Consider the following 24,280-nt stretch of genomic DNA (forward strand, 5'->3'; position numbering starts at 1 on the left):
ATAGCGGCCTCCGGTTGGGCATCCGGGCTACAGGCATCATTACCCTCACGGTCTGCGGAGAGAACCATAGAGTAATACTGCGTTCAGACGCAGCGGGTTCCGCTTATATTGAGTGTCTGTGCAAATTAACGTATACTGTGAACGGAAAGGGGCTGTTATCCATGAATAAGTGGCTCAAAACACTGTTGTTCCTGGCAGGCTCGGCCCTGCTGACCCGGTTCATTCCGTTCTCCTCCTTATTCCGTAATCTGGACACGATGTTCCATGAGTTCGGCCATGCCCTGATGACCCTGCTGCTCTCGGGCCATGTGCTGCGCATTGAGCTGTATTCCGATCACAGCGGCGTCACCTATTCGGCGATTGCAGCCGGAGGCAGAGCGATCCTTGTCTCGCTGGCGGGTTATCCTCTGGCTTCCCTGTTTGCTCTACTGCTCTTCTATTTATATAGCAGAGACAAGCGGCAGTGGGGGCTGATTCTGGCCAGTCTGGTTGCGCTGGTAATGCTTGTGCTGTATGTGCGCGGCAGCTTCGGGATGATCTGGCTGAGCGGATTCATTCTGCTGAATGCGGCGATGCTGTTCCTCTGGCCGAAGGTCAGCAAATATTATTATTTATTTCTCGCCTTCCTGACCCTGGAGGAGTCGGTGATGGGGACCTTGTTCCTGATGTCCGCCTCGGTAGTGACGCCCTCCCGCGCGGGGGATGCAGCGAATCTGGCCAGACTTACGGGCGTTCCGGCGCTGGTGTGGGCGCTGCTGTTCTTCCTGTTCGCTCTGCTGTGCGCGAAATGGGCGTTGGGTTGTTTCTTCAGACAGGAGCAGGCGGGCCGGGCTGTCAGAAGAATGTAAAGGCATAAAGCAACATTTTGTTCGTCATATTTTGACAAAAGTTTATACTTTCATAAAGAGGCAAATACCTTTAGTGGTAGGTTGGCTCTTTTTTTGTCGATATTATAGGACCGAACATATATTCCATGACAAGGAGTTGTCCGCCATTATTGGTACATTAATAGAAGACCCAAAAAAAGAAAGAGGTGGAAATATGCAAGCAAGTATTCAAACTCTGTTTACTTGGAGCCAGGATCGCATTCTGGCAGGAGGCGCAAAGAAGGTGGTTCTGCTCATTGAGTGGAAGGGGGTAACGCAAGGCGAGGATTTCCGCAAGAGAAGCCGCAAAGTCGCGGCCCGGGATATTGAGCTGCGGGTCTGGCTGGAAGGCCATGTCAAGGCTACCGGATGTTACGGATGCACAGCAGAGGAAGGCGAGGGACGTTCGCTTCTGCTGAAGCTGGGCAAAATCCACGCCGGGCAGCGCAGGTATATTGCCCTGGAATTCATGATGGGGGCTATGCCGGCAGGCATCCATGAAGCGCTCTGGCTGCAATGGCAGTACAAGCAGCCTGCCGTGGAACGCATCCGCGAGCTGCCGCTCAAGAAGCTGGGGATTGAATATTCCCACCATACCGAGCTGCTGGGGGCACGGTGCTGCTTCCACGTAGAGAAGCATCTGGAGCTGCTGCACACCGAGGCGCTGCTGGCAGAGGCAGAAGCGGCGCGCATGAATAGCAAGGCGGAGGAGTACTATGATAAGCTGCGGCGGCAGGCCGACAGACTGCTGCTGATGGCGGCACGCTCCACCGACATGCAGCTGCTCAAGGAAGCGGAAGCGCTGTATAAACGGCTCGAAGCGGAGAATCTGCCGCTGGGCAGGACGGCAATGAGATGATTGGACCATTACTCGCGTAATTATATTAGCCCATGCCCATACATAGGACTTGAATCAAGAATCGCATTCGTAGTCACAGATATCAAATGGAGTCATTTCTAAATGTGGTAGTATAGTAAAATAGTTCTATTATATTTTCTTAACTCGGTTATTACATCCCCCGTTATAGATATATATAACTAATTTATTTAAAAATAATGGGTCTATTTTACCATAAGTCAAGGAGAACTGAATATGACAGACCGATTAATCCGGCTGATGCGCATCATTACGCTAGTTCAGGCGAAACCGGGAATTCTGGCCCGTGAGCTGGCGGAACGATGCGGCAACAGTGAGAGAACGATTTATCGGGATATGGATGCGCTCAGTGCCATGCATATCCCCATTACCCATCTGGGGCACGGTAAGGGATACGCTTTTATTGGGAATTTTGCACTCTACCCTTTGGATTGGTCAGAAGAGGAGGAAGAGGCTTTTTCACAGCTACGCAGGGTTATGACGGATATCAAACCTTTACTGCCCCCGGGCTTTGAAGATGCGTATGAGAAGGTGATGGCGGCAGATTATAAGCAAAAGGCAGAAAGGGAAGAAACAATGGAACGTACGAGGAAGGAAACCGGACTGCAGGGGATGGACAAAAACGGGCCGCACGGAGACCAGCCATTCTTCCTTACCGATATTCTGGATGCCGTGATGAAGCAGAGAAGTATACAGGCCGATTACACAGAGAATGCGTTTGAAGAAAAAGGTATCCGAATTGATCCCTATTGCCTGGTCCCGCTGGAGAATCGTTTTCACCTGATTGGTTACTGTCATCGCTTCGGAATTATCCGTACCTTTCATATCAACGGCTTCTCCAGTGTGAATCCGCTGGACCGGTGGTTCTCCAAAGACGAGTTTGACCTGCAGTCCTTCATGGAGCAGAAGTGGTCTCTGGACCAGGACAGCCTGCAGGTGGAATTCAGAGTCAGATTCTCGCAGCGGATGATGGAACGCCTGAAGCATGAAGAGATGTTCGTGAAGCCGAGCAGAGTAGACCGCCAGAACCGCAGCCTGCATTTCAAGGTCGCCGTGGAGCAGGACATCGGGTTCGTTCACTGGATTATGAAATACAAGGAGGAAGCCGAGATTATGGAGCCGGCCTATTACCGGAATGTGCTTAAGCATCAGCTGGAGAAATGGCTGGCACTATACAAATAACACTTATCCTATTCTGGATTCCGGAGCTTCTATTTGTTGTGATATACAGACGAAACACATCGGGTTAGTTATTTGTGTAAATTTTCCTTGCATAGGCAGGAAATCCATAGTGACTTAATACAATAAATAACATTAATATTTATATAAAGTCAATTTTGTCACTTTTAATGTTAGGTATTAGTTAAAATATTTAACTTATAATATGATTATTGACCAGGTATTTGACCTTTGTTCAATTTCTGACAGAAGAGAGGTAGCGCGCAGATGCAACCAGTTCTGAGAGCGGTGAAGGCGGTCGATGATCTCTCCTTCGCTGTGGGCAGAGGCGAGACCTTCGGTCTTGTAGGAGAGAGCGGCTGCGGCAAATCCACGGCAGGGCGCGCACTGCTCCGGCTGATTGAACCGACAGCGGGCGAGATCTGGTTCGAGGGACAGGATATTATGAAGCTATCTGCTGAAGAGATGCGCAAGGGCAACGGCAGCGGATCGGGATTGCCAGAGCCTTGGCGCTTCAGCCAAAGCTGATTATCGCCGATGAGCCCGTCTCTTGCGCGATGTACTGGACCCCCGGATGAAAAGCTGAAGCAGATGTACCAGAACCAATCCGCCGGAAGAGGCGGGTTGGTTTTTTGGTATGTAGAGACGATCTTTATTGAAATAAAGTCTTTTTGTTCATATCTACATATTTCGACTGAAAAATACAAAAAAAGCGATGGATAAAACCTTTAAATGGGTTTATGATAGATTCATCAAATGGAAGATTAATCCTATTATTTAAAAAAGTGAAAAATATCACTAAGGCTACTAAGAATGGATGCTTCAGAGAAAGGGAGAATACATAATGAAATTGCAGAAAGAGGTAATCGCCAATCTCCAGACTATCCTAGTAACGAAGCTGCGGCTTCCGATGCAGCCCACAGAGATTGATCCTGAGATGGAATTGTTCAATAGCGGATTGGGCTTGGATTCTGTCGATTCTTTGGAATTAATCGCAGCAATTCATGAGGATTACGGACTTGAGCTGAACGCTGAGCATACCCCGTTCTTCAGAAACCTGAATACATTAAGTGAATATATCAGTTCTTCTCTGGCGGCAACCCCGTGAGGAGCGGGAAGCAATGTGTAGTTACCGGACTAGGTGCCATTTGTGCGAACGGGGCGGATACATATTCATTCTGGGATAACTGCCTGCACGGACTCAGCGGTATCGGGCCGCTCTCGGCTGAGAAGCTGGGCCGCGATATTCCAGGGTGGTATGGCGAGGCGGAGGAAGTTATTTCATTGACTGGTGGCGTACGGGATTTCCGGAGAATGGACAGGACATCCTTACTGTGCCTGAAGGCTGCTGAAGAAGCGGTAACACACTCCGGAGCAGACTTCACCAGGATGGACAGGCAGCGTGTAAGTGTCGTGATGGGAAGCTGTACAGGCGGGCCAAGCAGTGCAGAACGCATGTTAACAAGGCTGCGGGGCGGGAAGAGATTATCCCCCTATGATGTGCTTAATATCCCGATCCATGCTACGGCCGGGCATATTGCAGGACATTATAATTTGGGCGGCTCTGTAACCAATATCGCCAATGCCTGTGCGGCAGGGGCAATGAGCATTGCGTATGCCTGCGACTTAATCCGCTACGGCAAGGCCGATCTGGTCATAGCCGGCGGTGCAGATGCCTTCGCCAAGCTCCAGTTCGGCGGCTTCTATGCCCTTAAGGCTCTGGATGCCTCTCCCTGCTCGCCTTTTAGCAGAAGTGAAGGGATCACTCTCGGCGAGGGAGCCGGGGTTATGATTCTGGAATCCAGGGAACATGCTATCAGCCGCGGTGCTGCTATTCTGGCAGAGGTGCTGGGGTACGGTGTAACCTCAGATGCTTATCACATCACAGCTCCACATCCAGAGGGCGAAGGACAGATTGCCGCCATCCGTCTTGCATTGGAAGAGGCCGGCCTTGCCAGCGGAGAGATCGGTTATCTCAACGCGCATGGAACAGGAACGCCGTTGAATGATGCTGCTGAGCAGAAGGCCCTGGAGGCGGTCTTTGCTCCTGAAGAGATTGCCGTAAGCTCCACCAAATCGATGATCGGACATTGTCTCGGAGCAGCGGGAGCCCTGGAGGCGGTCATTACGGTCCAGGCGCTTGAGCATCAGCAGATTCCGCCAACCATCCATTTCAGCGGCAATACGTCCTCCCGGTTCAATTTTGTGCCGGATACAGCGCAGCGCAGAAGCTTTGAATATGCGATGTCGAACTCCTTTGCGTTTGGAGGGAATAATGCAAGCCTGATTTTTGCCAAAAATTCATATAACAACGAAATAAATTCAATTATTGAAGGTAAAGTATACATAACAGGAATCGGACTCCTTACTTCACAGGGTAATGATATTGCTGCTTATTGGAAGAATATGCATGACATAGACGGGGAGCAGTCCCCGGCACTGGAGGCTCCGTTTGGCCTTGTGCCTGACTCCTGCCTGTCAGCGGAGGGGATCTCCCCGGCTTATATACGACGTATGGACAGGTTATCCAAGCTGCTGTTGTTCACGGGCCTTGGCGCCATCCGGGATTCAGGCCTTGTAATGGATGACCGGCAATCTAAGGATACAGGACTCATTGTGGGCACTTCAGACGGGCCGGCTAGCGAAATCCGCAGCTTCCTGGAGCAGCTGCTCGCCAAGGGTATCCAGGCAGGCAGCCCAATGCTGTTTCCTAATACCGTCTATAATGCGGCCGCAGCACAGCTGTCGATCAGCCAGCGGATACAAGGCTGCAATATGACAGTAAGCAATGGAATTGCCTCCGGCCTGGATGCGATATGCGACAGCTTCGAGATGGTCAGAACCGGCAGGCATCAGGTAGTGCTTGCAGCCGGAGTGGACGAATATTCTGACACCGCTCACCTGCTCTATGACACGCTGCAAGCACTTGACCGGCAAGGAGAGTCCTCATTGTCCGAGCCGTATAGCTTCACCGGCAACGGATTCTCGCTGACGGAGGGCGCAGCGGTACTTGCCCTTGAGTCTGAGGATCATGCCCTCTCCCGCGGGGCTTCCCTGTATGCCGAGATTACGGGGTATGGACGTTCCTACCAGTTCGCTGCTCCTGGAAAGATTGATCCCGAAGGAACGGCTCTTGATCTTGCCATTCTGCAGGCCACGTCCATGTCGGGGCTGTATCCGGAAGACATTGATGCCATTGTGGGCTTCGCGAACGGTGATCCTGCTATCGACAGGATGGAGCTGCGCAGCTATGAGCGCGTGTTCGGCAGCAGGGCGGATAACATACCGGTATATGCCATCAAGGACCGGTTGGGCGAAGGGCGGGCAGGGACAAGCGCTGTGCAGGCTGCTCATGCCGCCATGCTGCTGTATAGCGGGGAACGTCCGCATCCCCGGAGAGGGAACCAAGTGCCTCCGGTTGAGAATAATCGTGGTGATGGCCAAGGGTTCAACACAGTTCTGGTCACCAGCTTCTCGTTCGGAGGAGGCTTTAGCGCCATGGTACTGCAGCAAGCCCCGGGCCGGAGAGGAGAGCAGTCATGAAGCAGGTAGCGGTCGTTACAGGAGGATCAAGGGGAATCGGCAAAGCATGTGCGCTGGGGCTGGCCCGGGCCGGTATGGATGTAGTGGTGAACTACCATGAGAACCAGGAATGTGCGCTTGAGGTTGTAGCTACCATTCAGAGTTACGGGGCGCGTGCGATTGCCGTCCAGGCGGATGTCTCCCGAAGCAGTCAGGTGAAGCGGCTGTTTGAGGAGACGGTCGCGGCTTTTGGGACTATGGATGTACTAATCAATAATGCAGGGATCTCGGACAGCACGCTCGGTATGATGATCAGCGACCAGCAGATGGAGCGGTCCATTGATACCAATCTTAAGGGATGCATGTATTGCTGCAAACAGGCAGCACTGCTGATGGTACGGAATAAGCGGGGCAAAATCATCAATTTATCTTCGGTTAGCTCCTTCAAAGGATTAACCGGGCAGTCCTTGTACAGTGCTACTAAAGGGGCAGTGAATGCTTATACCAGAGTGCTCGCCAAGGAGTTGGCCCGCTTTAACATCCAGGTGAATGCAGTCGCTCCCGGATTCATTGAGACGGATATGGTGTCCGCGCTCTCAGCGGCGAAGCAGGAGGAGTACTTGAAGCTGATCCCTGCCCATGCCTTCGGCAAGCCGGAGGATGTCGCCAACCTTGTCTGTTTCCTGAGCAGCGATAAGGCGGATTATATCACTGGTCAGGTCATGATTGTAGACGGCGGGCTGGAGATCGGATGAGGAGGAGCGGGATGAACGAGATGTATTCATTGCTTGAGCAGCGCCCCCCATTCCTGTTCCTGGATAAGCTTCTGGAGCTGGAACCGGGCGTCTATGCCAAGGCTATCAAGAATGTCAGCATCAATGAGCCGTTTTTCAGCGGGCATTTCCCCCGTCAGCCTATTATGCCCGGCGCCTTGATTATGGAAGCGGCTGCACAGCTTTGTGCTGTTGTCATGGGCAGAGCGGATGAACAGCCGGATACGCTTCCCGTGCTGATTAAGGTGGAACTGATGAAGTTCTTGAAGCCCGTCGTTCCGGGAGACCGCCTGGAGCTGGAGGCCCGGCTCCTGTCAGGCACGCCGTCATTGGCCAAATTTAGCGTAGAAGGCTTTGTTGAAGACCGGAAGGCAGCAAACGGTATTCTCGTATTTTCATTCATATAGTCATCCATAACCAACATTAAAGAGCGGAGGCGCAATATGTACAGAGTCAGCAATTATACGATTTCCATTCCATTAACTGAGGACAAGGACAGATTCATGTTAGTACACGGGTATTCCGGGGCATTCGATATTGTGAACGAGTCGATCCACCACGCACTGCGCAGCAGCGCTACGGAGGAGGAGCTTCTGCACGAAATTACAGCCGGAGACAGACAAGTACTGGAACAGCGGGGCTACCTCACCACGAAGACTGAAGAGGAAGAATTGCAGACATTGGGCAAAATCTCGGAGGTGCTGCACCGGGCAAGCTCCAAGGTACTTTCCATTACGCTAATCCCCACGTATAACTGCAATTTCCGCTGCGAGTATTGTTTCGAGAAGAAATTATTTGATAAGGGAAAAGATTACCTGCAGCGTTCCATGGATGCCGAGACGCTTGCCGCAGTCTTCGGCCAGATTGACAAGTATAGGGAAGAGGGCTACCAGATTGGCCAGGTCACCTTGTTCGGCGGGGAGCCGCTGCTGCGGACAAGCTACCCCATCGTGAAGCAAATCGTAGATTTATGCAAAGAACGGGGAATTACGCTGTTCGCTGTGACCAACGGCCATGATCTGAAGCATTATCAGGACCTGCTTACGAAGGATGGAATCAATTCGATCCAGATCACCCTGGACGGGGAAGAAGCGGCACATGACAGCCGGAGATACCTTGCCGGGGGCCAGCCGACCTTTGCCCGGATTGTGGAGAACATCACCATGGCGCTGAAGCAGGGTATACATGTGGCGGTCCGTTCCAATGTCAACAAGCGCAATATGGCCCAGCTCGAGGGGCTGATGAAGCTGTACCAGGATAAAGGCTGGACGGAATATCCGAATTTCAGCTACTACTTCAAATCAACGCATAAATGCTATGAAGAGCCTGCGGAGGCCATCACCGATGTAGAGCTAATGGAACGGCTGAATACCATATACGGCGGTGTCGAAGGCTTCTCCTTCAATAGCATCTACAGCAATCTGACCCGGACCCTGGGCAGCATGTTCAAGAGCGAAGGCTATGCCCCGCTTAGGGCTGGGTATTGCGGAGCCACCACCGGAATGTTCACTATTGATCCCTATGGTGACATCTATCCCTGCTGGGATGTTCTGGGTGACCGTAAAGAGAGCATTGGTGTGGTCAACCTGGAGCAGGCCCGCTTTGAGCTAAATGACCGCTCAGCCTTCTGGCGGGGACGGACGGCCGACAAGATTGAGGAGTGTGCAACCTGCAAATACGCTCTGTTCTGCGGAGGCGGCTGCGGGGCACATGCCAACATTGCCAACAAAGATCATTACACGGCATACTGCGAGAATTTCAAGCTGATTTTTGATGAAGTGGTTGCGGGACTGTACAGCAAGATCCTGAAGGAACCGGCGCAGGTATAGACATCTTCTCTTCCGAAAGGAGGTGATAACTATGCAGACAGAGACTGTTCAATCGTTGAACAAGAATGTCAGCTTCAATGAGAAAATGGATATTCTGTTCCAGGAACTAACCGAGCGTACCGAAATGTCCTGTTCCAGCAATCATTGTACGATCGTTAGTACCACTCCAGGCGGAGGGTCGTGTCTGGGCAATATTTCTTTCTGTGATGTGAATCTGTAAGTCTAATGCTTCTATATTACGTGGAGGAGGTGAGAACAATGGAAAAAAGCATTCAATCTGTGAATCAAAGCCTTGAGATTGATGAACAAATGGACTTATTATTCGAAGAATTATCCGAAAGAACAGAAATGAGCTGCTCAGGCAATGCTTGTGGCGGAAACATTTCAGGATGTATTGTTGCAGCGTAATGCATCTATCTGAACCATGAAAGTGTGGTGACAAAATGATCCAATCATTGAACAAAGAAATCCGGGTTAACGAACTGGATGAGATGATGCTGGAGCTGGAGGAAAGACCTGAAATGATCTGCTTCTTCCATGCCTGCGGAGGCGACCTTGGCACCGGCTGCCTCCCGGTAGCTTGTGCAGGATATCTGGGCCCGGGCCTCGGAGTTTGTATCCTGGGTACTTAATAGGCTACATAACATCATGAACAAGACAGGTCGGGATGTTCTCTCCCGGCCTGTCTACCTTATCGCTGATACTATAAGCTATCTCCTGAGAAAGTAGTGATATTATGAATCAGCAGCTTGTCCCCAAGCTTAAGCGGGAAGTGACGGTTGAACAATTCGATTCCAGTATGATCAGTGCCAGCTATCTGCTCAGCTATGGTTCACGGCAATGGCAGATCTCGGAGCTTGTCTATAGTGTAGTGTCTCTTGTGAACGGAAGAAACAGCGTGGAAGAGATTTGTAGTCAGGTGAATACGACGGGCGGACCTCGGATCGAACCCGAGTCCGTCCATTATATTATACATGAGCTTCTATGGAAGAAGGGGGTGCTGGAAGGATCAGAGAATACGGACGCTCCCAAGAAATCGCTGAACCAGAGTTTATGGCTGCGTGGAACGCTGATGAAGGCAGGAATTGTAGGAAAGTTCCGGTTTCTTGGTGCGCTGTATCATCCCAAAATATTCGTCTACCTAGCGGGTCTCGGGCTAATCTCGCAGATATGGCTGCTTTCCTATTTGCTGCATCCGGGAACCTATCAGACGGTACTTAACACCAACGGCCAAGGTTTTCTATATCTTCTGGGCACAGGTCTACTGGTCACGTTATTCCATGAACTAGGTCATGCCAGTGCGGCTATGCACTATAAGATAGCACCCGGAAATATCGGATTCGGAATCTATTACGTGATGCCCGTGTTCTATTCCGATGTAACTAAGGTATGGAAGCTGCCGCGGCTGCAGCGTGTGGTGGTAGATATCGGCGGCATCTATTTTCATTCCCTGCTGCTGCTCGCGCTTTATAGTGGCGGCTGGCTGTTCTCCAATCCCTACTTGATGGTGTGCGCCATCGTGTTATCGGTTGAGACGGTGCTTAATCTGAATCCGTTCATCAAGCTGGACGGGTATTGGATTCTGTCCGACTTAACGGGAATCCCCAATCTTCAGGAGCAGATGAAGAAGTTCCTGGCGAGCAAGGTCAGAGGCTTGTTCCTCCATACCGGAGAGGTGAAATTCAACCTTCCTATCGGTAAAAAGGAAAAGATATTCTTCTATATTTATGTGGCCAGCAGCTCCTTGTTCATGATCTTTTTCTTCTATTGGATCTTCTCCATGGCTTACACGGTGCTCAGCCATCTGGATAAATTGCAGGCCATCGTGATGGTGGACTATCAGAATCTGTCGGTGTGGGGCGCATTAACACAGGTATTCCGCAATATCTTCAATAATTTTGTTTATTTGATTTCTTTATTCTTTGTGGGGAGAATGGCTTACGGATTCGGAGGCAAGCTGATTCGTCCTGTTGCATACGCTATCCAGAGGAGGTTCCAGCGTGAGAAAACAGATCAGCGGGTTTCAGAGCATTCCTGAGCGGGAGATGCTGGATTGCCGGATCACATCCTTCCGGGAAATTCTGAGATATTATGGAATTAGGCTGGATTCCGCCCCGATCTTCCTGTTAGCAGGCGGTGCGGGATTCCAGTTCGGCCATCTTGCGCTGCCGGAGCTTGCAGGGGTGAAGTTCTGGTTTGCTGGCAGCTCTGTGCCCGATCTGGAAGAAGAATTCATGAACCGCATTTCGCTTCCCCGGCAGAAGCACCGTATTGCTAATGATCCTGAGGGATGGGAGACCATCAAGGGGTTCACAGACCGGGATACTCCCCTGCTCATTATGTTTGACAGCAGATACATAACCAGCGGACCTGCCGGAGGAGAAGGCCTCCTGGGCAAGCTTTATAATCCTTCCATGACTGTTTTTACAGGCTATGACACAGAACAGGAAGAGGCCTATATTGTGCTTCATCAGACGGACCGGCAGTCAGAGGTGCTGGTGACGTCCCTGCCTGAATTTCTGGGTTCACGGCATCATGTAACCATTCCCTCTTCACCCGAAGGCATCTGTTATGAGCTGAACATTGATGCATCATACAGGGAGTGGATAAAGACTGAATATCCGCAGCTGCTGAAGAATGCCCTGCAGGATACGTGTGAGCGCATGCTCGGGAAGGGGAAGATGGAGGACCTGGGAGCCGGTGCGGAGATTACGGATGGTGTTCAGGGAATTTCAGGCCTGGATAGGCTCATTGCAGAGATGGAGCAGTATGCTTCGGAGCTTACCGGAACAGGAGTCTTCAACGCCAAGCAGTTTGTGGTGATGTTCCTGATTCTAAGGGGCAATCTTGAGATGGGCAGCTATACGTGCAGCAGAGCAGAGTTCGGCAATAGCCTGCAGAAGGTTGGCGGCTTGTTTGATCCTCAGGCGTTCCAGGAGCTGGGCCAGGAATTTATTGAAGCTGGCGGACTTTGGCGCAGCGTGATGAGACAGCTATACAATGTAAGATTCCGCACCCAGGACCCTGCTGCGTATGTTGGTGAGATTATAGCGATATTCAGGCAGATTAGGGATAAGGAGCAGCTGCTGTTCACCAGGCTGAATAATATTTTGCAATGAATAGGAATTTATTTGTGAATTTCCGAACAATATCCAAATGACTTCGTAATGTAGATTGAAAGGGCGGGCGGAGAACAGATGATGACAGACCAACAGCTCGTTGAAGGATGCAAGTCAGGCCAGCCGGAGCATCTTGAACTGCTTATTACCAGGTATAGGGATGATCTGTACCGCTTCTGCTGCCATCTGACACTGAGCCGGCAGGATGCCGAGGATCTGTTCCAGGAGGTATGGGTGCGGGTAATCCGTAAGCTGGAGAAGTATAATGCGGAGCGTCCATTTAAGCCCTGGCTGTTCCAGATAGCCTTTAATTTGTATCGCGACCACTACCGGAAGTGGAAAAGTGTATACGCCCTCTGGAATTGGCTGTCTTCTGATACAGAGCTGATTCAGCTCAGAGACCCCGCGCCTTCGGCAGAGGAGAATCTGCTGCAGAGTGAGAAGCACCGGCAGCTGGAAGAGTGTCTCCGCGGTCTGCCTGCGCGTTATCTGGCCCCCCTGGTGCTGTATTACTATGAAGAGTTCAGCTATGAAGGTATTGCTGAAGTGCTGGGTGTGCCGGTCGGAACTGTCAAATCCAGATTGAATCAAGGCAAGAAGCTGCTGCACAGTCTAATGAAGGAGATGAACTGATTGAAGAAGCCCGGAGACAATGAACGGCTGCTGAAGGAATATTTCAACACCCCGCTCACCCCTTCGCCCCGGCTGGTCTCCAGCACCATACGGCGGATACAGGGGCGTGGCAGTATAGGCATCATCGTGGGATTAATGGCGCTGCAATGGCTGGTATTCATCATGATTGCAGGATTCTTCCTGGCAGGTCCGGCGGCGCTGCCATGGGTCATCAGCCTGCTGCTGCTATTCGTCCTGGCGGGAATGGTTGCAGCCGCCCTGTTATTGTACCGTATGACAGGAGGCAGGGAGGGAGCGGGAGCTTATGAGAATTCACTTCACCGTTGAGAAGTTTGTATTCTGGGGGCTTACAGCCATCGTCCTGTTAAGCTGCATTGCACTGGGAGTAGGCATCAGTCCCTATATGGATGACTTTCTGGAGGAGAATCAGACCTGGCTGATTGTAATGAGTCTGCTGGCCTTGCTGTTCCTCAGCCTCAATGTTCTGATTGCTGTATTCATATACAAGGATGCGTCCCGGCGGAGGATGAACGCTTGGCTGTGGATGACAGCGGTAATCTACATTCCCAACTTCATCGGCCTGATCCTGTACCTGCTGGCCAGGAAGCAGCCGCGCAATGCAATAACCGCCGGCTCAGGCATTGAGGCTATCCGCTGTCCGCACTGCGGCCATCTAATCTAAACCGGGGAGTGTATAAATCTATGAACAAGAAATGGATGACACTAGGAATTTTGATCACTATAGTGCCTTTGCTGATAACATCCTGTGACAAAAGAATGATGTTCGTCGGCTCCAGCACCAAGAGCAAGCTAAGCGCATCTTATAAGCTGTTTACAGGTACGGAGGAGAAGAAGATTAAGCTCAAAAGCGGCGAAACGCTCAGCATGGACTATAATTCCAAGGTGGAAAAGGGCGAATTGTCCATGAAGTTATATGGCCCGGACAATGAGGTACTGAAGGAGCTTGGGACCAATGAGTCGGGTACGGAGAAGGTAGAGGCAGACAAGGACGGGAAGTACCGGATTGAAGTCAAGGGCGAGGATACCAAGGGAAGCTTCGAGGTTGCATTTAAGGTTGAATAACGGTCTACAAGGGGATGATGTGGGAATGGAATTCGGTACATTTACAATTGGGGAGAATGTGGATTCGAAATTCTGGCTGATGTTATCACCGCTCATCGTGCTTCAGCTTGTATTATGGATTATTGCGTTTGTGGATATCGCCAGACGAACCCGCTTTCGCTTCGGCAATAAGTGGATCTGGTCGCTGATTGTTATCTTTGGCAATATCCTTGGACCTGTGGCCTACTTCCTGCTCCGGGGAGAGGAAGAGTGAGCTATATTCTGGAAACCGAGAAGCTGACCAAAACCTTCGGCTCGTTCACCGCTGTTCAGGAGATGACGGTCCGTATCCCTGATTCATCGGTATGCGGTATTCTGGGAGCGAACGGGGCAGGGAAGACCACCACCTTAAAAATGCTCTGCGGGCTGTCTCGTCCCACTTCGGGCATCATCAGAATTGATGGAGAGATGCTGGAATTTGGCAAGCCGCATGACTCCCGGCTGGGCTTTGTCCCGGATGTGCCGCAATATTACAAATGGATGAAGCCCAAAGAGCTGATGCGGTTTGTGGGAGAACTGTACAATATGAGTGGCCCTGCGTTAAGCAGCCGGATTGAGGGGCTGCTTCACAAGGTTGGCCTGGAGGGCTGTAACAAACGCATCGGAAGCTTCTCCCGTGGTATGAAGCAGCGGCTAGGCATTGCCCAGGCGCTACTGCCGGAGCCGAAGCTTCTGATACTGGACGAACCGACCTCGGCGCTAGATCCGGTAGGCAGAAGTGAGGTGCTTGAACTGATCCGGTCGCTTGGCGGAGAACTGACAATTCTATTGTCCTCACATAATCTGTATGAGGTTGAACAGGTCTGCGACCGAATTCTAATGATGGATCAGGGCAAGGTGATTGCCGATGATTTGCTGGTCAATATCAAGAGCAGGTCCGCTCTGAATACCCTTGAGCTTCAGACAGAGAGCTTGGAGCTTCTGCAAGCCGCAGCTTCATTATTAAGCGGACACCCGCAAGTTCTGGAAGCTGAGGTTCTGGAAGAGCGGAAGATGTTAAGCCTGAATGTGGCTGATATTAGGCAGGCGCAGCTCTATATCCCGCATCTGCTGTCGGATGCAGGTATTCCCCTTACACTGTTTCGGATGACGGAGCCCACATTGGAACAATTTTTTCTGAAGATGGTGAATGTCCGGTGAATGTTAAAGTGCTGTTCAGGAAAGATCTGAGAGAGTTGATGGTCAGCAGGAAGGTGCTGATTCTGTTAGGGGTATTTATTTTTTTTGCCTTGTCAGGCCCGCTGTCTGCTAAGTTTGAACCCGAATTAATGAAGGCTTATTCGAATAAGTTAGGTCCGGGAAGTGTTATTCATGTCCCCGCTCCGGAGTACACTGATGCCTATAAGGATACCTTTAACAATCTCCAGCAGGCGGGAATCATCGTAGTAATTCTGCTGGTATGCGGAACAATTGTCGATGAGAAAAAAAACGGAACTGCTGCGTTTCTGCTGACAAAGGGGCTGTCACGGACCTCCTTTCTATTGAGCAAGGTTGCCTCCAGGGTGCTGCTGTTTACCACTGCCTGCGCTGCGGCTGGTATCGTATGTGTTCTGTACACTTATCTGATATTTGGTGAATTTTCTCTTCCGAATTTGTATCTGGCTTTTCTCTTGTATTGGGTGTATGGGATTTTTGTAATCTGTGTTTCCATGCTGGCCAGCGTACTGGCCCGGACGTTTACCCAGGCTTTTTTTGCCGGGTTTGCCGCCTATTTTGTCATCAGCCTGTTGAATCTGGTGCCTTATCTGGACCGCTACGTACCCGGAAGGCTGAACACTATTAACGGGGATATCCTTTCCGGAGCTAATCTGCCGGAGCATTGGATGATCCCTGCGGCCATAACCTTGCTTCTGTCGGCAGTACTGGTCTTCCTGTGCCAGCGTATTTTTCAGAAGCAAGAACTATAGCAGGGGAAACGCTGCATAGCATTTAGAATCAGGACTCTTCCTTATTATAAGGCGGGGTCTTTTTGGCATGAGGATGAGGGGAATCACTGATTTAATAGAATTCATACTAATTATAACTAAATATATTCAAACATAATTAAATGCATTGTAAAATTCGTTATGACTTGCTAGAATATGATCAAAATATATGAAATAGCAATTGGGAGGAATGGAGCATGCTGAAGAAGTGGTTAATGGGATTGCTGGTGCTTCTTACGGTGACGGGCGTGTCGGCGGGTTCAGTGGGAGATGTTGAAGCGGCAGTCAAGAAGACGGAGATTATGGTCTCCGCAGCAGCAAGTCTCCAGGACAGTCTGGACCAGATTGCAGTGCAGTACGAGAAGCAGCATCCTGATATTAAGCTGGTATTCAATTATGGCGCGTCCGGCACGCTGCAGAAGCAGATTGAGCAGGGAGCACCGGCGGACTTGTTCTTCTCGGCAGGCGATAAGCAGATGAATGCGCTGGTGGATAAGGATCTGATTGCTGACCACATAGCGCTGCTGAAGAATCAGTTGGTCGTCGTTGTTCCTTCCAGTTCGAACACGAAGTTTACGTCCATTACCGAGCTTACCGGGCCCGCCTTCAAAAAGGTAGCGGTAGGCCAGCCCGAATCGGTCCCGGCCGGACAATACGCCCAGCAGTCGCTGACAGCGAAGAAGGTATGGGATACGCTGCAAGGCAAGCTGGTCTTCGCCAAGGATGTCCGCCAGGTGTTATCCTATGTAGAGACAGGCAATGCGGATGCAGGCTTCGTCTACAAGACGGATGCCCTCACCTCGAAGAAGGTGAAGATTGCCCTGACCGTTGGCGGTCATGTACACAAGGCAATTAACTATCCGGTGGGGATTGTTAAGGATTCGAAGCATCAGGCGGAGGCCAAAGCGTTCTACAGCTATGTGCAAACCGCAGGAGCAAGCTCGGTCTTCACCGGCTACGGCTTTCAATTGGCGAAATAAGTAACTTCTATTAGATAGGGTGACAAGAGATGGAGATCCAATGGGCCGATTTTTTCGCCCCGGTCTGGCTGTCGGTGAAGATTGCGGTATTGACCAGCATCATCGTGTTCCTGCTGGCTGTGCTGGCGGCCCGGAAGATGGCCGGGCGCAGATTCTTCGGGCATAACCTGGTGGAGACGGTACTGCTGCTTCCGCTGGTGCTGCCTCCGACCGTAGTCGGCTTCGTCCTGCTGGTGGTCCTTGGACGGCGGAGCTGGATTGGCAGGCTGTATGAGCAGTTCACGGAGCAGACCATTCTGTTTACCTGGGGGGCGGCGGTCATTGCCGCTGTCGTGGTGGCTTTTCCGCTGGTATACCGGACGGTTAAGGCAGGCTTCGAGGGAGTGGAGAAGGATCTGGAGGATGCGGCACGGGCACAGGGAGCCAGCGAGCTTCAGGTGCTGCGCTACGTGACCCTGCCGCTGGCCGGACGTTCGCTGGCTGCCGGTTATGTGCTCGGCTTCGCCCGCGGGCTGGGTGAGTTCGGGGCGACGATTATGGTGGCAGGAAATATCCCGGGCCGCACCCAGACTATACCTACTGCCATCTATGTCGCAGTAGACGGCGGCAACATGACGCTGGCCTGGATGTGGGTCGGCTCAATCATTGTCATTTCCATGCTCATGCTGATGTTTGTGAACCGCCGTTCCTGACGGATTTAAGCTAACCAGCGCAACCCCCATCCTCCGGGATTTCCGGTGAGGGCGGGGTTTTTTTACGGTAAACCGGATACAATCGGCTGGTGTGCGGGGTGAGCGGTCCCAATGTAATCGAAAAACCGATCAAAATGGGACCGGAGGCGGCGCGTAGGCCAAATGTATGCGAAAAACCGAACACAATTGGCCTACCGACGGTCCGTAGTCCAAATGTATGCGAAAAACCGAACACAATCGGCCCGCCGACGAGCCATAGTCCAAATGTATGCGAAAAACCGAACATAATTGGCCCTCCGACGGTCCACAGTCCAAATGTATGCGAAAAACCGAATACAATTGGCCCTCCGACGGTCCATAGTCCAAATGTATGCGAAAAACCGAACACAATGGGACCGGAAGCGGGGACCCGGAGCGGCGCGTAGGCCATGCTGCTGCTCTCTGAATTTATATGCCTTGTGTCCCCTGCCTGCGGTAATCGGACGGGGAGACGCCGGTCTCCTTCTTGAAGATGCGGTTGAAGGACCGGTAATTCTCGAACCCGATGGATTCGGAGATTTCGAAGGTCTTGTGATCGGTGGTGAGCAGCAGCAGCTTGGCCTGTTCGATCCGCAGCCGGGTCAGGTATTGGATGAAGCTCTCGCCGACCGCCTTCTTGAACATGGAGCTGAAATACGGCACGCTGTAATTGATCGAAGCCGCCAGCTCCTCCAGCTTATAGGGATAGCTCAGGTCCTCGCGCATCTGCTGGATAATCCTTGTGATCGAGGCGTCGATCTTCCGGCCGCCCTCCTGAAGCTGCTGGAGCTTGCGGAAATAATCGCAGGTGATCTCATGCACCGCGTTGAACGTCTGGCACAGCTCCATCTGTACGCGCAGGTCTGCTTCCAGCTCTGCCCCGCCTTCCGCGCCAATCACATTATGGCTCATATCCAGAAAGACCCGCAGATATAACGATTTCACCTGCTCCGGGTCCCACGACTGCTCCATCGCCTGGCGGTGCAGCGACTGACGCTCCTGCTCCAGGGCGGCCGTGCTTAGATGCGGCTCCAGAAGCGCCTTCTTCAGCACCTTGCTCCAGAAGCGGCTGAGCGGCTCGGGAATCCGCTGGAAGCCGGCCAGCGGCTCCCATTCCCGGATGCCGATGCTCTCATTGAAGCGGTAGAAGAACGGATAAGAGGCAGAGGCCAGCCGCTTCAGCGCCTCCGGGCGGCCCTGAGGCTCCTGGCCGAAGCTGCACAGCAGGGCGATGCACCTCATTTTGAGATTGGCGGCGAAGGACTCCAGCACCTGCTCCAGGAAGCCGGGGCGTTCTGTCTTCCGTGCATCGGAATAGAACGCCAGGAAGCGCCCTTTGTCGAGGGCGATCACCTTATGCGGGCCTATGCTGCCAAGCAGCTCCTTCAGCACGTTCACTCCGGCGAACTGCCAGAGCTTCAGCTCCTCCAGCTGGTCAATCGGGAAGCGCAGGGAGCTGCGGTCCAGCTCCAGCAGCAGCACCTTGACACCGTGGCCGTGGAGCGGAAGCTGAGCTTCCTCCAGGCTGCGCAGCCACTTGGCTTCGGCCGCCGGACTGCGCAGCATGTCCAGGAACTGGCTCTGCTCAATCTCCAGCCCGCTCAGGCGGACCTGCTGCTCAAGCTGGAGATAATTGTCCCTCGCCTCGCCGCGTGAATCCGCCTTGGCCGCCAGCTCCTCCATCGTCCGGGTCAGGAGGCCGGGGTCGGAGAGGCAGTCATCCTTAATCAGATAGGAGGCTGCCTTCAGATGAATGGCCTGCTGGGCATAATGGAAATCCTGATGACAGGTGAGGATGATGATCTGCGGGGAACGGACCCCGCTGGCCTCAATCTCACGCAGCATCTCCAGCCCGTTCATGCCCGGCATCGTAATATCGGTCACGACCAGCTCCGGCTGATGCTTCAGGAACAGCTCCAGCCCGTCCCGGCCGTCCTCCGCCTCGCCGACCAGGGTGAACAGGTCGGCACGTTCTTCGATGAAATGGCGGAATACCGTTCTCGCCGGGATCTCGTCCTCCACAAGAACAACTCTATATTGGCTCATGAGGATCCTCCTTAATCAGCACATTCTCCGCCGGCAGCAGCATCCGGATCGTCAAGCCTTCGCCCGGAGCGCTGGAGAGCAGAATCTGCGTATCTGCTCCGAACAGCAGCTTCATCCGCATCCATACATTCTGCAGCCCGATGTTCTCACCGGATTCCTCCTGTTGGAGATGGAGCCGCAGCTTCTTCAGCTCCGCTTCGCCAAGACCGATGCCGTCATCTTTGATATCAAGGACAATATGGCTGCCGCTGGGGCTGCGGAACACGCGCACCCGGATATGGCCTTCCTCAGCCTTAAGCGGCAGAATGCCGTGGAACACCGAGTTCTCGATCAGCGGCTGCAGGCTCAGCTTCGGAATCTGCATCCCCTGCAACGGCTCCTCAATCTCTGTCTCCAGATGAATCTGGCATTTGTAACGCATATTGAGCAGCCCGACATAGTCAGCCAGATAATCAAGCTCCTGCTGCAGTTGAACCGTCTGCTCGAAGTTCTCCATAGAATAGCGCAGCAGAGCGACCAGCCGTCCCATCAGCGAGTTAATCTTGTCATAATCCTTCAGCATGGCGAACATGCGGATCGTATTCAGTGTATTGTACATGAAATGGGGATTGATCTGCGACTGCAGCGCCCGGATCTCCAGCTTGCGCTTCAGATCCTCCGAGTCATGCAGGTCGGCCACCAGATCCTGGATGCGGACGGCCATCGTGTTAAGCATCCGGCCCAGATCCCCGATCTCATTGTTGGCAAAATGCGTGACCCGCGCATCGAAATGCCCCTTCTTCAGCGCATCGACCTGCCGCTTCACAGCCTGCAGGGGCCGGTAGAGCTGATACCCGAAGCCGACTACGCACAGCGCGCCCAGGCAGGCGAGAATCAGCAGGAAATAAGTAACCGTCCGCCGGATGATCTCAGCGCTGGCGGTAAGCTCCTTCGACGGAATCTCCGAGAGCACAATCCATTTGTCATAGGTGGAGGTCTGCTTGACAGAGACGATGGACGAGCCGGCGGCGAACTGGTTGGGGCGGTTCAGCTCCTTCCAGCGCCTCAGAATCTCCTGCACCCGCCGGGCATCCTCCTGCTTGTCCAGCTTGCTGGTCGTGGCAATGGTCAGGCCGTCCTCGGTCAGCAGAGAGATCGAGCCCTTGCTGCCGAGCTGGATATTCTCGATCTGCTGCTGATATTGGCTGTTGCTCATCGAGATCAGCAGCACGCCCTTAAGGTCCTTATATAAATCGAAGGGAACCCGTGAGATATAATAGGTGGAAGACTGGAGAATGCCCAGCTCCGGCAGCGAGTGCTTGTCCAGGAACAGATTCGGCCGTCCCGAGGCCAGATACGCTTCAACCAGCGGACGGTACGGGGATTCCTCAAGCATCGCCGGGGCTTCCGTGGAGGAGAGCACTTCTCCGGTTACGGCGGAATAGACCTGCAGACCCTCGACATTTCCGATGATGGCGGAAGCACCGCTGAGCACGGAGATCAGATCCTTTTTGCGGATCACCTCTTCAAAATATTGCGCCGAAGGCGACACCAAGGCGCTCTGAATGGACGAAATCCGTGAGTACTGCTCGCTTAATTCCCGCAGCCGGGTCATGGTGAGTTCAATCCGGTCGATCACCTGATTCACCAGTTGGGCGTTCAGGCGGTTGACCTGCTGCTCCACGGTCGTGCTGGAGACGCTTACAGAAATGAAGGACAGGACGACCAGGGGAATGACAGAGATGGCGAACATGACCACAATCATCTTAATATAGAAGCTCCGCCGCAAAAAGCTGATAAACGGTGAATTCACAACGCCACCTCCGGCACGGGATTCTGGACTGGGGATACCGGGCAGGCTATCCTATACAGATTATAGTACATTGAGGAACCGGGTGATATATGGACACCGGCAAATCTTAAAAATGGTGACACTTTGGCTGGAATCCGGCATGTTCGTAAGTTCCGCGGTCTTCTATAATCCAAAGTGTAAGCCGGATGTAAACGCAAACAATACAGGCAAATGGGGGATGACAATGAGTTTTAAAAGAAAGCTTGTACCGGTTGTAGCCACAGCAGCATTCATGGTAACTACCCTGGCGGGCTGTGCCGGAGATAATAATTCAGCCGGAGGCAGCACAGCAGCGCCCGAAGGCGGAGCGCAGACGGACGCGGCGGGCAAGCCGGCCAGCATCAAGGCGATGACGATTCTCTTCGGCAACCCGCCGGAGATGACGAACAACAAAGCGCTGGAGGATCTGGAGAAGCGCGGCAATGTAGATCTGAACGTCACCTTTGTTCCATCTGAGGCTTATACAGATAAACTCTCTGTCGCGGTATCCGCCGGAGATTCCTACGACCTGCTGCTGATGGACGGCGGAAAGGATGACAAGTTCAACAACCTGGTCAAGATGGGCGCCTTCCATGATCTGACCCCTTATATTGAGAAGACCAAGAATATCAGCCAGATCGATGACGTGGTCTGGAACGGGGCCAAGATTGACGGCAAAATCTACGGGATTCCCCGGCCGCGCGGCCTGTATGGGGGCGGTGAAGCCAACATTCTGATCCGTAAGGACTGGCTGGATAAATATAGTCTGCCCGTTCCGAAGACGATCGATGAGCTGACGAATGCGCTGAAGGTCTTCAAGGAGAAGGACCCGGCGGGCGGCGGCAAAACCATCCCGTTCACGATCTACGGCTCAGACGGTGTGAACAGCCCCGGGCCATTCTCCGGTGTTCTCCCGATTCAGTATGCCTTCGGCATCCCGAATGTGTGGAAGCTGGAGGGCGATAATGTGGTCCGCGATTTCCAGACGCCTGAATACAAGGCCTTCCTGGAATGGCTGAGAGAGTCCTGGAGCCAAGGCCTGATTGACAAGGATGCGCCAGTGCTCAAGAACCAGGGGCAGGCCCGGAGCAAGTTCCTGGCAGGGACGGCGGGTGCTTTTGTCGGGAATGTCAGTGACATCGTGGAGACCAACGTGGAGAAGCTGAAGCAGACCGACCCGAACGCCGAAATCGCGATTATCGATGTGCTGGAAGGAACGCAGGGGCAGAAGGGTGTCTCGATCCTTTCCGGGTACTACGGGCTGTGGGCGGTTCCGAGCTCTGTGAAGGAGGAGAAGGTTCAACAGATTGTGGACTTCCTGGATTTCACCGCCTCCGAAGAGAATATCGCCTTCTCCAAGGCGGGAGTTACCGGCATTCATTCCAGTGAATTCAAGGATGGGATGGCTGTGCAGACCGAGGAGCAGAAGAAGCAGTATGAGCTGGATAAGCCGAACAACTTCATCCTGGAGAACCGGGCAGATCCTTATGTATACGCCAACTCTAAGGAGCAGGACATCCTGAAGCTGCAAAAAGAAATCCTCGATACCATCAGCACCATCGGTGTGGAGAATCCGTTCCTCAGCTACAACTCGCAGTATGCCAGCAAGAACCCGGACAGCTACAAGAAGATGAGCGCTGTAATGACCAAGTATGTGCTGGGTGAAGGCGTCTGGGAGGATGTGCAGAAGGAGATTGATGCCTGGACCAGCGGGCCGGGTGCGGAGATTACCAAGGAGCTGCTGGATCAATACAAGGCAGAGCATCAAGCGAAGTAACACAACTAAAACATATAAATAGAGGCAAATGAGGGGGATTTCCCCCTTTCTTTTGAAATATAAGTGATTTTATAGGTTTCACACTATAGATTATCCTTCTATTTCTCGCTGAAACGGTGCCGCCCATAATAGGACGGCAAAGCCGTTTCCACTTGCCCATTTGGATAAGGAGGTTGAGCCTGTGCAGAGAGCGTTACGCCCCAAGCGGTTTCATCAGCTATGGCCCTTTTATTTACTGGCAGCACCGGGCATTATCTATTTTCTTGTTTTTCATTACATCCCGATGTCGGGGCTCATTCTGGCCTTCAAGGAATACAGCCCGTTCAAGGGCATGATGAACAGCCCCTGGGTGGGGCTGGATAATTTCCGACAGTTCTTCGGAACCTCCGATTTCTATATGCTGCTGAAAAATACACTGCTGATCAGCCTGCTGAATCTGGTCATTTATTTTCCGTTCACGATCATCCTGTCTCTACTATTAAATGAAGTGCGGCTGAAGGTGTTCAAGCGTGTGTCGCAGACCATCGTGTACCTGCCCCATTTCCTCTCATGGGTCGTCATCTACGGGATTACGATTTCCTTCTTCGGCCCGTCGGGCGTCATTAACCATTACCTCGGCCAGTGGTTCGACGGCAGCGCAGGCTTCCTGGTCAGTAATGAATGGTTCCGGCCGCTGATCATCTTCCAGGCGATCTGGAAGGATGCGGGCTGGGGGACGATTATTTTCCTGGCAGCGCTGGCGGGGATTAACCCGGAGCAATATGAAGCGGCCAAGGTGGACGGGGCCAGCCGGCTGCAGAGCATCTGGCATATCACCCTTCCCGGGATCAAAAGCACCATTGTCATTCTGCTGCTGCTCCGTCTGGGGTCGTCGCTTGATTCCAACTTCATGCAAATCTTCCTGATGACCAACAGCCTTAACCTGGATGTCTCCAATGTGTTCGATCTGTTCGTCTACCATGTCGGTCTGGAGCAGTTCAATTACAGCTTCGCGATTACGGTAGGCATGTTCAAATCCGTGGCCAGTCTGATCCTTGTCGTCGGTGCCAACTATGCGGCGAAGCTGATGGGCGAAGAAGGCATATTCTAGAACAAGAACAGGAGTGGAGAGG

At 52.5% G+C, this 24,280-nt stretch carries 26 protein-coding genes and 1 pseudogene; 25 read left to right on the top strand and 2 right to left on the bottom strand.

Going from position 1 to position 24,280, the window contains the following annotated elements; all coding sequences use genetic code 11:
- Positions 1-161 precede the first annotated feature (161 nt).
- From MHI24_RS21490 to modB, 23 genes and pseudogenes are all read left to right on the top strand, one after another.
- Entirely contained in the window at positions 162-848 is a 687-nt protein-coding gene (locus tag MHI24_RS21490) for a M50 family metallopeptidase (RefSeq protein WP_340021559.1), read from the top strand.
- A gap of 262 nt (positions 849-1,110) precedes the next feature.
- A complete protein-coding gene (locus MHI24_RS21495; RefSeq protein ID WP_340021560.1) occupies positions 1,111-1,725 on the top strand; it encodes a hypothetical protein in 615 nt (204 codons plus the stop codon).
- Between the two features lie 234 nt (positions 1,726-1,959).
- A complete protein-coding gene (locus MHI24_RS21500) occupies positions 1,960-2,925 on the top strand; it encodes a WYL domain-containing protein (protein WP_340021561.1) in 966 nt (321 codons plus the stop codon).
- Between the two features lie 264 nt (positions 2,926-3,189).
- Positions 3,190-3,473 (top strand): annotated as a pseudogene (locus tag MHI24_RS21505) (ABC transporter ATP-binding protein); the annotation flags it as partial.
- A 293-nt stretch (positions 3,474-3,766) separates the two neighbouring features.
- The gene (locus MHI24_RS21510; protein WP_340021562.1) at positions 3,767-4,030 is read left to right on the top strand and encodes a phosphopantetheine-binding protein; all 264 of its coding nucleotides are present in this window, start codon (positions 3,767-3,769) and stop codon (positions 4,028-4,030) included.
- A complete protein-coding gene (locus MHI24_RS21515) occupies positions 4,027-6,465 on the top strand; it encodes a beta-ketoacyl-[acyl-carrier-protein] synthase family protein (protein ID WP_340021564.1) in 2,439 nt (812 codons plus the stop codon). The genes MHI24_RS21510 and MHI24_RS21515 overlap by 4 nt, the downstream gene beginning before the upstream one ends.
- The gene (locus MHI24_RS21520; RefSeq protein ID WP_340021565.1) at positions 6,462-7,199 is read left to right on the top strand and encodes a 3-oxoacyl-ACP reductase family protein; all 738 of its coding nucleotides are present in this window, start codon (positions 6,462-6,464) and stop codon (positions 7,197-7,199) included. The genes MHI24_RS21515 and MHI24_RS21520 overlap by 4 nt, the downstream gene beginning before the upstream one ends.
- Positions 7,200-7,210: 11 nt before the next feature.
- Positions 7,211-7,624 (top strand): 3-hydroxyacyl-ACP dehydratase FabZ, encoded by a 414-nt coding sequence (gene fabZ / locus MHI24_RS21525; protein WP_340021566.1) that lies wholly within the window; start codon positions 7,211-7,213, stop codon positions 7,622-7,624.
- Between the two features lie 36 nt (positions 7,625-7,660).
- Positions 7,661-9,046 (top strand): radical SAM protein, encoded by a 1,386-nt coding sequence (locus tag MHI24_RS21530; RefSeq protein WP_340021567.1) that lies wholly within the window; start codon positions 7,661-7,663, stop codon positions 9,044-9,046.
- A 31-nt stretch (positions 9,047-9,077) separates the two neighbouring features.
- Entirely contained in the window at positions 9,078-9,266 is a 189-nt protein-coding gene (locus MHI24_RS21535) for a hypothetical protein (RefSeq protein WP_340021568.1), read from the top strand.
- A 38-nt stretch (positions 9,267-9,304) separates the two neighbouring features.
- Complete coding sequence (locus tag MHI24_RS21540) at positions 9,305-9,454, top strand: hypothetical protein (protein WP_340021569.1); 150 nt, start codon at positions 9,305-9,307, stop codon at positions 9,452-9,454.
- Between the two features lie 35 nt (positions 9,455-9,489).
- Entirely contained in the window at positions 9,490-9,678 is a 189-nt protein-coding gene (locus tag MHI24_RS21545; RefSeq protein WP_340021570.1) for a hypothetical protein, read from the top strand.
- Positions 9,679-9,782: 104 nt separating this feature from the next.
- Complete coding sequence (locus MHI24_RS21550) at positions 9,783-11,084, top strand: hypothetical protein (protein WP_340021571.1); 1,302 nt, start codon at positions 9,783-9,785, stop codon at positions 11,082-11,084.
- Positions 11,047-12,165, top strand: a complete 1,119-nt coding sequence (locus tag MHI24_RS21555) for a BtrH N-terminal domain-containing protein (RefSeq protein ID WP_340021572.1) — start codon at positions 11,047-11,049, stop codon at positions 12,163-12,165. Before MHI24_RS21550 ends, MHI24_RS21555 begins: the two co-directional genes overlap by 38 nt.
- 78 nt (positions 12,166-12,243) lie before the next feature.
- Positions 12,244-12,798, top strand: a complete 555-nt coding sequence (locus MHI24_RS21560; protein WP_340021573.1) for an RNA polymerase sigma factor — start codon at positions 12,244-12,246, stop codon at positions 12,796-12,798.
- Entirely contained in the window at positions 12,799-13,125 is a 327-nt protein-coding gene (locus MHI24_RS21565; protein WP_340021574.1) for a hypothetical protein, read from the top strand. It abuts the gene before it with no gap.
- The gene (locus MHI24_RS21570; RefSeq protein ID WP_340021575.1) at positions 13,103-13,480 is read left to right on the top strand and encodes a PLDc N-terminal domain-containing protein; all 378 of its coding nucleotides are present in this window, start codon (positions 13,103-13,105) and stop codon (positions 13,478-13,480) included. Before MHI24_RS21565 ends, MHI24_RS21570 begins: the two co-directional genes overlap by 23 nt.
- A 20-nt stretch (positions 13,481-13,500) precedes the next feature.
- Positions 13,501-13,881, top strand: a complete 381-nt coding sequence (locus MHI24_RS21575; RefSeq protein WP_340021576.1) for a hypothetical protein — start codon at positions 13,501-13,503, stop codon at positions 13,879-13,881.
- 25 nt (positions 13,882-13,906) lie between these two features.
- A complete protein-coding gene (locus MHI24_RS21580; RefSeq protein WP_238652772.1) occupies positions 13,907-14,134 on the top strand; it encodes a PLD nuclease N-terminal domain-containing protein in 228 nt (75 codons plus the stop codon).
- Positions 14,131-15,060 carry an ABC transporter ATP-binding protein gene (locus MHI24_RS21585; protein WP_340021577.1) on the top strand — a complete coding sequence of 310 codons (930 nt, stop codon included), beginning with the start codon at positions 14,131-14,133 and terminating at the stop codon, positions 15,058-15,060. Before MHI24_RS21580 ends, MHI24_RS21585 begins: the two co-directional genes overlap by 4 nt.
- The gene (locus MHI24_RS21590; protein ID WP_340021578.1) at positions 15,057-15,827 is read left to right on the top strand and encodes an ABC transporter permease subunit; all 771 of its coding nucleotides are present in this window, start codon (positions 15,057-15,059) and stop codon (positions 15,825-15,827) included. The genes MHI24_RS21585 and MHI24_RS21590 overlap by 4 nt, the downstream gene beginning before the upstream one ends.
- 215 nt (positions 15,828-16,042) lie before the next feature.
- Complete coding sequence (modA, locus tag MHI24_RS21595) at positions 16,043-16,825, top strand: molybdate ABC transporter substrate-binding protein (protein ID WP_340021579.1); 783 nt, start codon at positions 16,043-16,045, stop codon at positions 16,823-16,825.
- 29 nt (positions 16,826-16,854) lie between these two features.
- The gene (modB, locus tag MHI24_RS21600; protein WP_340021580.1) at positions 16,855-17,517 is read left to right on the top strand and encodes a molybdate ABC transporter permease subunit; all 663 of its coding nucleotides are present in this window, start codon (positions 16,855-16,857) and stop codon (positions 17,515-17,517) included.
- Between the two features lie 447 nt (positions 17,518-17,964).
- On the opposite strand, the gene MHI24_RS21605 is transcribed toward modB, so the two are convergent.
- Together MHI24_RS21605 and MHI24_RS21610 are read right to left on the bottom strand one after the other, a co-directional pair.
- Positions 17,965-19,581, bottom strand: a complete 1,617-nt coding sequence (locus tag MHI24_RS21605) for a helix-turn-helix domain-containing protein (RefSeq protein WP_340021581.1) — start codon at positions 19,579-19,581, stop codon at positions 17,965-17,967.
- A complete protein-coding gene (locus MHI24_RS21610; protein ID WP_340021582.1) occupies positions 19,568-21,373 on the bottom strand; it encodes a histidine kinase in 1,806 nt (601 codons plus the stop codon). The genes MHI24_RS21605 and MHI24_RS21610 overlap by 14 nt, the downstream gene beginning before the upstream one ends.
- Before the next feature lie 223 nt (positions 21,374-21,596).
- Between MHI24_RS21610 and MHI24_RS21615 the strand changes: the two genes are divergently transcribed.
- Together MHI24_RS21615 and MHI24_RS21620 are read left to right on the top strand one after the other, a co-directional pair.
- Positions 21,597-23,168, top strand: a complete 1,572-nt coding sequence (locus MHI24_RS21615) for an extracellular solute-binding protein (RefSeq protein WP_340021583.1) — start codon at positions 21,597-21,599, stop codon at positions 23,166-23,168.
- A gap of 181 nt (positions 23,169-23,349) precedes the next feature.
- The gene (locus MHI24_RS21620; protein ID WP_340021584.1) at positions 23,350-24,258 is read left to right on the top strand and encodes an ABC transporter permease subunit; all 909 of its coding nucleotides are present in this window, start codon (positions 23,350-23,352) and stop codon (positions 24,256-24,258) included.
- Positions 24,259-24,280: the final 22 nt, after the last annotated feature.

The organism is Paenibacillus sp. FSL K6-1096, assembly GCF_037977055.1.
Classification (GTDB): Bacteria; Bacillota; Bacilli; order Paenibacillales; family Paenibacillaceae; genus Paenibacillus_AQ.

Excerpts from the sequence above, each read along its gene's own strand:
- MHI24_RS21570 (WP_340021575.1), top strand. The coding sequence starts at position 13,103 with ATGAGAATTCACTTCACCGTTGAGAAGTTTGTATTCTGGGGGCTTACA.
- MHI24_RS21575 (WP_340021576.1), top strand. The coding sequence starts at position 13,501 with ATGAACAAGAAATGGATGACACTAGGAATTTTGATCACTATAGTGCCT.
- MHI24_RS21540 (WP_340021569.1), top strand. The coding sequence starts at position 9,305 with ATGGAAAAAAGCATTCAATCTGTGAATCAAAGCCTTGAGATTGATGAA.
- MHI24_RS21530 (WP_340021567.1), top strand. The coding sequence starts at position 7,661 with ATGTACAGAGTCAGCAATTATACGATTTCCATTCCATTAACTGAGGAC.
- MHI24_RS21500 (WP_340021561.1), top strand. The coding sequence starts at position 1,960 with ATGACAGACCGATTAATCCGGCTGATGCGCATCATTACGCTAGTTCAG.
- MHI24_RS21545 (WP_340021570.1), top strand. The coding sequence starts at position 9,490 with ATGATCCAATCATTGAACAAAGAAATCCGGGTTAACGAACTGGATGAG.
- MHI24_RS21510 (WP_340021562.1), top strand. The coding sequence starts at position 3,767 with ATGAAATTGCAGAAAGAGGTAATCGCCAATCTCCAGACTATCCTAGTA.
- MHI24_RS21535 (WP_340021568.1), top strand. The coding sequence starts at position 9,078 with ATGCAGACAGAGACTGTTCAATCGTTGAACAAGAATGTCAGCTTCAAT.
- modB (WP_340021580.1), top strand. The coding sequence starts at position 16,855 with ATGGAGATCCAATGGGCCGATTTTTTCGCCCCGGTCTGGCTGTCGGTG.
- fabZ (WP_340021566.1), top strand. The coding sequence starts at position 7,211 with ATGAACGAGATGTATTCATTGCTTGAGCAGCGCCCCCCATTCCTGTTC.
- MHI24_RS21560 (WP_340021573.1), top strand. The coding sequence starts at position 12,244 with ATGATGACAGACCAACAGCTCGTTGAAGGATGCAAGTCAGGCCAGCCG.
- MHI24_RS21520 (WP_340021565.1), top strand. The coding sequence starts at position 6,462 with ATGAAGCAGGTAGCGGTCGTTACAGGAGGATCAAGGGGAATCGGCAAA.
- MHI24_RS21550 (WP_340021571.1), top strand. The coding sequence starts at position 9,783 with ATGAATCAGCAGCTTGTCCCCAAGCTTAAGCGGGAAGTGACGGTTGAA.
- modA (WP_340021579.1), top strand. The coding sequence starts at position 16,043 with ATGCTGAAGAAGTGGTTAATGGGATTGCTGGTGCTTCTTACGGTGACG.
- MHI24_RS21580 (WP_238652772.1), top strand. The coding sequence starts at position 13,907 with ATGGAATTCGGTACATTTACAATTGGGGAGAATGTGGATTCGAAATTC.
- MHI24_RS21605 (WP_340021581.1), bottom strand. The coding sequence starts at position 19,581 with ATGAGCCAATATAGAGTTGTTCTTGTGGAGGACGAGATCCCGGCGAGA.
- MHI24_RS21490 (WP_340021559.1), top strand. The coding sequence starts at position 162 with ATGAATAAGTGGCTCAAAACACTGTTGTTCCTGGCAGGCTCGGCCCTG.
- MHI24_RS21615 (WP_340021583.1), top strand. The coding sequence starts at position 21,597 with ATGAGTTTTAAAAGAAAGCTTGTACCGGTTGTAGCCACAGCAGCATTC.